Annotated in this window: 5 protein-coding genes and 3 tRNA genes; 2 read left to right on the forward strand and 6 right to left on the reverse strand. The window is 71.8% G+C overall.

Features of this window, described 5'->3' with window-relative positions:
• Positions 1–86 precede the first annotated feature (86 nt).
• From DLJ59_RS00845 to DLJ59_RS00860, 4 genes are all read right to left on the reverse strand, one after another.
• Positions 87–159, reverse strand: a tRNA-Glu gene (locus tag DLJ59_RS00845).
• Positions 160–327: 168 nt separating this feature from the next.
• Positions 328–400: transfer RNA gene (locus DLJ59_RS00850), tRNA-Glu, on the reverse strand.
• A gap of 134 nt (positions 401–534) precedes the next feature.
• Positions 535–606 (reverse strand) — tRNA-Gln (locus tag DLJ59_RS00855).
• Positions 607–714: 108 nt separating this feature from the next.
• Positions 715–1518: a fumarylacetoacetate hydrolase family protein gene (locus DLJ59_RS00860; protein WP_081883971.1), complete on the reverse strand. Its 804-nt coding sequence runs from the start codon at positions 1516–1518 to the stop codon at positions 715–717.
• Positions 1519–1691: 173 nt separating this feature from the next.
• Here DLJ59_RS00860 and DLJ59_RS00865 point away from each other — a divergent pair, with 173 nt between their 5' ends.
• Together DLJ59_RS00865 and DLJ59_RS00870 are read left to right on the forward strand one after the other, a co-directional pair.
• A complete protein-coding gene (locus DLJ59_RS00865; RefSeq protein ID WP_124770614.1) occupies positions 1692–3173 on the forward strand; it encodes a hypothetical protein in 1482 nt (493 codons plus the stop codon).
• 35 nt (positions 3174–3208) lie between these two features.
• Positions 3209–4075 (forward strand): 3-methyladenine DNA glycosylase, encoded by an 867-nt coding sequence (locus DLJ59_RS00870; RefSeq protein ID WP_124770615.1) that lies wholly within the window; start codon positions 3209–3211, stop codon positions 4073–4075.
• 15 nt (positions 4076–4090) lie between these two features.
• Here DLJ59_RS00870 and DLJ59_RS00875 read toward each other — a convergent pair whose 3' ends face one another.
• Complete coding sequence (locus tag DLJ59_RS00875) at positions 4091–4687, reverse strand: TetR/AcrR family transcriptional regulator (protein ID WP_124770616.1); 597 nt, start codon at positions 4685–4687, stop codon at positions 4091–4093.
• Positions 4688–4760: 73 nt separating this feature from the next.
• Positions 4761–5759 (reverse strand): aldo/keto reductase, encoded by a 999-nt coding sequence (locus DLJ59_RS00880; protein WP_124770617.1) that lies wholly within the window; start codon positions 5757–5759, stop codon positions 4761–4763.
• Positions 5760–5955: the final 196 nt, after the last annotated feature.

Raw genomic sequence — 5955 nt, forward strand, 5'->3', positions numbered from 1 at the left:
CTCTCAAGGCGGTAGCGCCGGTTCGAATCCGGTCGGGGCTACAAACCAAAGGCTCATCTCGCGGAGCGAGATGAGCCTTTGGTTTGTAGCCCCGACCGGATTCGAACCGGCGCTACCGCCTTGAGAGGGCGGCGTCCTGGGCCGCTAGACGACGGGGCCAGAACTTTTCCGTTCACCACCCTCGCGGGCGGTACGACTGTAGTCTAGCGGCACCGTGCCCGGGCACGAGCGCGGGGTGCGGGGGTCGCTCGCGCCCGACAGCGAGCCGGAACAGGCGGCGGACACGAAACAGCCCGCCTCACCAGGTGAGACGGGCTGTGCACGATGTAGCCCCGACCGGATTCGAACCGGCGCTACCGCCTTGAGAGGGCGGCGTCCTGGGCCACTAGACGACGGGGCCAGAACAACTTTCGCTCCCCCACCTCAGCGGCGGAGGAGCTGCACTCTTTCGAAGACCACCCTCCGCCCCCGGAGGGGCGGAGTCGAACTCCGTCAGAATCCAGCGTCTGGAAATTCTCGCGAATTCCAGCAGCGCTGGGGTACCAGGACTCGAACCTAGACTAACTGAACCAGAATCAGTCGGGCTGCCAATTACCCCATACCCCATTGGCCCCTTGCGGCGCCGGGAGTGAACTTTACCCTCCCGGTGCCGACAGGCCAAATCCGATCCCCCCGAACCACCCGTGAGCTGCGGAAACAGGGGCATCAGACGGATCAGGCGACGGGAACCACCGGGTTGGTGAGCTCACCGATGCCCTCGATCCGCACGGTGACCGTATCCCCCTCGACAAGCGGGCTAACCCCGGCCGGAGTGCCGGTGAGAACGACGTCGCCGGGCAACAGAGTCATCACGTGCGAGATGTACGACACCAGGCCCGGCACGTCGAAGACCATGTCCTTCGTCCGGCCGAGTTGGCGTACCTCCATCTCCTCCGGGTTGCGACCGACCTCACACCGGATCTCCAGGTCGGAGACGTCCAGCCCGGTGGTGATCCACGGGCCGATCGGGCAGAACGAGTCGAAGCCCTTGGCCCGGGTCCACTGCCCGTCCGAACGCTGAAGGTCCCGAGCGGTGACGTCGTTGGCGCAGGTGTAGCCGAAGATGGCGCGTTCGGCGGCGGCCCGGTCGGCGCGGCGCGCGCCTGGCGCCCCGATCACGACCGCGAGCTCCGCCTCGTGCTCGACCTGCTTGGAGAAGATCGGCAGTCGGATGGCGTCCCGGGGGCCGATCACCGAGGTGGATGGCTTGAGGAAGAGCAGCGGCTCCTTGGGCACGTCGTTGCCGAGTTCGGCGGCGTGGTCGGCGTAGTTGCGGCCGACGCACACGACCTTGCTGGGCAGGATCGGCGAGAGCAGCCGAACGTCGGAAAGGGCCCACCGGGCCCCACTGAAGGAGAGTTTGCCGAACGGGTGGCCCTCGATCTCGGCGATGGTCAGGCCCTGCGGCCCGGCCCCCGGTTCGCCTTCGACGGCACCGAACGACATTCCCTTGGCATGGGCGAAACGAGCGATACGCACCCGGCCAATCTAGCCCCGCCGGCACCCCAACCGGCCAGGACCGGCGCTCGGGTGTGCTCAACCCGTCACCGCGCGGCACCTTATCGGAGCAGGAGGTGAGCGGGGCGGGCTTCCCGAATTCGTACCCGCATGGAGGCGGCTCGCCCCTAGCGTCGGCTCCGGAGGTTCGTCGTATGCCTGCATCGACACGACACCACAGAGCCCTCGCAGTGTTCGTGCACTGCCTCGGCATCCTCGCCGCCGTGCCGGCCCTGCCGGCGGCGGCTCCGGAGGCGGCGGCCGCGCCACGACCACCGGCGGTCACCCCACAACCCACTGCGGTCGCGCCACGAGCACCGGCGGCCACCCCACAGTCCTCGACCAACGCGCCGGAACCGGCGGACGCCACGCCGCGACCAACGGCGACGGCCGGCGCGGCGGTCACTCGGCCACCGGTGGCGATGGTCGCCCGGGTGACCGAGCCCACTCCGCCCTCGGCGCCACCGGCGATGGCACCGCCGTCCCGGGCGCCGGCGTCGGCGCCTCCGCAACCGGTGACGGTGGCGGTCGCGACGGAGAGCAGCGCGGCACCGAGGTACCGGATCCAGGTGCGCAACGTGAGCAACTCGACGCTGGACACCACGGTGCGTCAGGAGTTGCCGCCCGGCTCGACGACGACCGCGATCAGCGGCGGTGGCAGGTCCACCCCGACCAGCGGATCGGCCACCGAGGTGACCTGGCGGCTGCGGTTGCCCGCGCACAGCACCACCACGCTGGGCACCGCGCTCGCCGCGACCGCGCCGGGTCAGCCGCTGACCGCGCCGACCTGCGCGTTCACCGGTGACGGCAGCCGGCCGTACGACTGCGCCACCGCCACCTGGCAGGCGGCGGCGACACCGGCGGCCGAGGTGACCGAGGCGCCGACCTGGCGGCGCTACCCGGTGTTCCTCGCCGGACTGGCGGTCCTGCTGCTGATCGGCGCCGCAGTGTTCTGGGTGTGGCGACGTCGGCGTGGAAGGCGGGTGACGGCCGCCGCGCTCGCCACCGGCGGCGGAGCCGAGGATGGTCGCGGGACGATCTACCCGCGACCGGCAGCCCCGAGTCCGCTGCGGCGTCGGCGTACCCCGCCGGTCTGGATGTTGGTGGGCGCCGCCGTCGTGGTGCTGGCCGGCGTCGTCGGCACCGCGGGTTGGACGGCGACCCGCCAGGTCGCGGCGATCGACACGCAGAAGCAGCCCACCAGCGGCGCGTGGGCGGGCACCGGGGTCACCGGGTCGCTGGGTGTGCCGCTGCGCGAGTCGGCGTTCGAGTTCACCGTCTACCGGATGATCTGCGGTGCGCCCGGCACCGCCGGGAAGGCCGACGGCGGCGGGCCCGCACCGGCCAGCGGCCGACGCTGCGAGGCTACGGTGGGGGTGCGCAACGTCACTGGTGACCACCAGTTGTGGCACAGCGAGCTGCAACGGGCGTACCTGCCTGGCGGGCGCTGGGTGAGCACCGACGAGTCGGCCACCCGGACGGCGAACCTGGGTCGGGACGTCTTCGCCGACCCGATGGCGGCGGGCACCCGGATGGTGCTTCCGCTGGTCTTCACCGTCGACGGGCGGGACCCGCCGCAGCAGCTGGAGCTGCGCAGCGGGGTGTTCTCCGCCGGGGTCCGGGTGCACATGCCCTGACCGGTGTTTCGGGCGGCGGTCGTACCCTGGGGTGCGTGACCGCCGCCCTCGCCCGCACCGTGCTCGACGCGACGCAGTGGCAGGCCCGCCGACTGGCCCACGAGGAGCGGGTGGACGTCTGGCTGACCCCGCACCTGGCCCGGCGACGACGCGGTGAGCGGCATCCGGTGGCCGACTTCCTGTTCACCTACTACTCGCACCGCCCGGCGCAGCTGCGTCGCTGGCATCCGGGGTCCGGGGTCGAGCTGCGCGACGCCGAGCTGGCCGACTTCGGCCGCGACTACCGCGCCAGCGCCGCCGGGGTCACCCTCGACACCGATGGGGTACGCGCGCGGCGCGCCGAGTCGATCGCCTGGATCCGCTCCCTGCTGGCGGCGACGCGTGGACGGGCGCCGCACTTCGGCTGCTTCGGGATGCACGAGTGGGCGATGGTCTACCGGCAGACCCGGGAGGAGTTGCGGCACAACTCGTGGCCGCTGCGGTTGAGCACGGAGCGCACCGCCGAGGTCGTGGAGGAGCGGGGCGTGCGGTGCAGCCACTTCGACGCGTTCCGGTTCTTCACACCGCCGGCCCGCCCGTTGAACCTGCTCAGCCCGACCCGGGAGACGCAGCACGCGAACGAGCAGCCGGGCTGCCTGCACGCCAACATGGATCTGTACAAGTGGGCGTACAAGTTGTCGCCGTTGGTCTCCTCGGAGTTGGTGGCCGACGCGTTCGACCTGGCTCGGGACATCCGCACGCTGGACATGCGGGCCAGCCCGTACGACCTGGCGGCACTCGGCTACCCGCCGGTGCGGGTGGAGACTCCGGACGGCCGGGCGGAGTACGCGGCGGCGCAGCGCGGGTTCGCCGAGCGGGCCGCGGTGCTGCGCGACCGGCTGCTGGCGGCCGTCCCGGCCTGACCGGGGTTCGACCGGTCAGGTTGCCGGGCGGGTACGCAGGCCGTCGATGAGCAGCGCCACGACCGCCGCCATGTCGTCGTCGAGGCCGGGTTGGTGCCAGTCGGCCCGGTGGGCTGGGTGGTGGAACCGGGCGGTGGCCTGGAGCAGCGCCCGGCCGGCCACCGCCGGGTCGGGCACTGTGAACTCGCCGGCCGTCATCCCGTCCGCGACGATCAGGCTGAGTTGACCGGCGAGGACCTCCAGGTGGTTGGCGACCGCACCCTCGGAAAGGGTGGTGAGCTGGTGGAAGTTGTCGAACAGCTCGGGGTCCTCCCGGGCCATCCGGCGCTTGGTGCCGCTCAGCTCCGCCAGCCAGCGGCGCAGCCGTTGCGGGGCCGGGCCGGGCCCGGTGGCCACCTCGATCAGCGGGGTGGACACCCGGGCCAGCCAACGTTCGGCGACCGCGTCGCGCAGGGCCGTCTTGCTGGCGAAGTGTCGGTAGACGCTGCCGTGGCTCACGCCCAACGCGCGGGCGACGTCCAGCACGGTGGCCTTGGCCGGCCCGTACCGGCGCAGCACCTCCTCGGCGGTGTCGAGGATGCGGTCGGCCGTCAGGGCGGTGGCGTCGCTCATCACCCCAGCCTTCCTGACCACGTGGACGGCCGTGGCGCGACCCCCGACCGGCGGACGCGCCACGGCCGGGTGGTCACGCCCGCTCGCTGTCCAGGTGGGCCATCTGCGCCTCGTCGTAGCGTGTGCCGGCGGCCGCGCCCACGGGGATGGCGGCTTCGATGGCGGCCAGGTCCGCCTCGGTGAGGGTGATCGCCGCGGCCCCCAGTGCCTCGGTGAGGCGGTCCCGGCGGCGGGCGCCGATCAGGGGCACGATGTTCTCGCCGCGGGCGAGCACCCAGGCGATGGCGATCTGCGCCACGGTGACGCCACGCGCCTCGGCGATGGCGCGCAGCGCGTCTACCAGGGCCAGGTTGCGGTCCAGGTTGGCGCCGGAGAATCGGGGCAGGTGGCTCCGGAAGTCGACGTCGGAGGTCTCCCGCCGCGTCGTCCAGTGGCCGCTGATGAGCCCGCGGGACAGCACCCCGTAGGCGGTGATCCCGACGCCGAGCTCGCGGGCCGTCGGCAGGATGTCGGTCTCCGGGTTGCGGGAGATCAGCGAGTATTCGATCTGCAGGTCGGTGATCGGGTGCACGGCGTGCGCCCGGCGCAGGGTCTCCGCGCTCACCTCGGACAGACCGATGTGGCGGACGTGACCGGCCTTGACCAGCTCGGCCAGGGCGCCGACCACGTCCTCCACCGGGACGTCCGGGGAGAGCCGGGCCGGGCGGTAGATGTCGACGTGGTCGGTGCCGAGACGGCGCAGGGTGTACGCCAGGAAGTTCTTGATCGCGGCGGGGCGGACGTCGACACCGTTCCAACCGCCGTCGGCGTCGCGCAGAACGCCGAACTTGACGCTGATCAGGGCCTTGTCGCGGTTGCGGCCGCGCAGTGCGTCGCGCAGCAGCAGCTCGTTGTGCCCCATGCCGTAGAAGTCGCCGGTGTCGAGCAGGGTGATGCCGGCGTCCAGTGCGGCGTGGATGGTGGCGATGCTCTCGGCCTCGTCGGCGGCACCGTAGAGGTCCGACATGCCCATCAGGCCGAGCCCGAGCGCGGAGACGGTCGGACCGGTGCTGCCGAGGGTGCGGGTGTCCATGGGGTGTTTCCTCTCAGCTGGGTGACGCACCGAGCGTACACCCTTCGGCTGACAGATTTCATATTCTGTCAGCCGACAGCGCGAAGGAACCCCGGACCCTAGGGGATTTTGTGGGGGTTTTACTCGCCGTCTGCTCGGCGGTCGCGCTTGCGCTGGGACTGGCGCTTCTTCTCGGCCAGCCGGCGCTCCTTCGCCC

This window comes from Micromonospora inaquosa, from assembly GCF_003857055.1.
Taxonomy (GTDB): domain Bacteria; phylum Actinomycetota; class Actinomycetes; order Mycobacteriales; family Micromonosporaceae; genus Micromonospora; species Micromonospora inaquosa.

Excerpts from the sequence above, each read along its gene's own strand:
- DLJ59_RS00865 (WP_124770614.1), top strand. The coding sequence starts at position 1,692 with ATGCCTGCATCGACACGACACCACAGAGCCCTCGCAGTGTTCGTGCAC.
- DLJ59_RS00875 (WP_124770616.1), bottom strand. The coding sequence starts at position 4,687 with ATGAGCGACGCCACCGCCCTGACGGCCGACCGCATCCTCGACACCGCC.
- DLJ59_RS00880 (WP_124770617.1), bottom strand. The coding sequence starts at position 5,759 with ATGGACACCCGCACCCTCGGCAGCACCGGTCCGACCGTCTCCGCGCTC.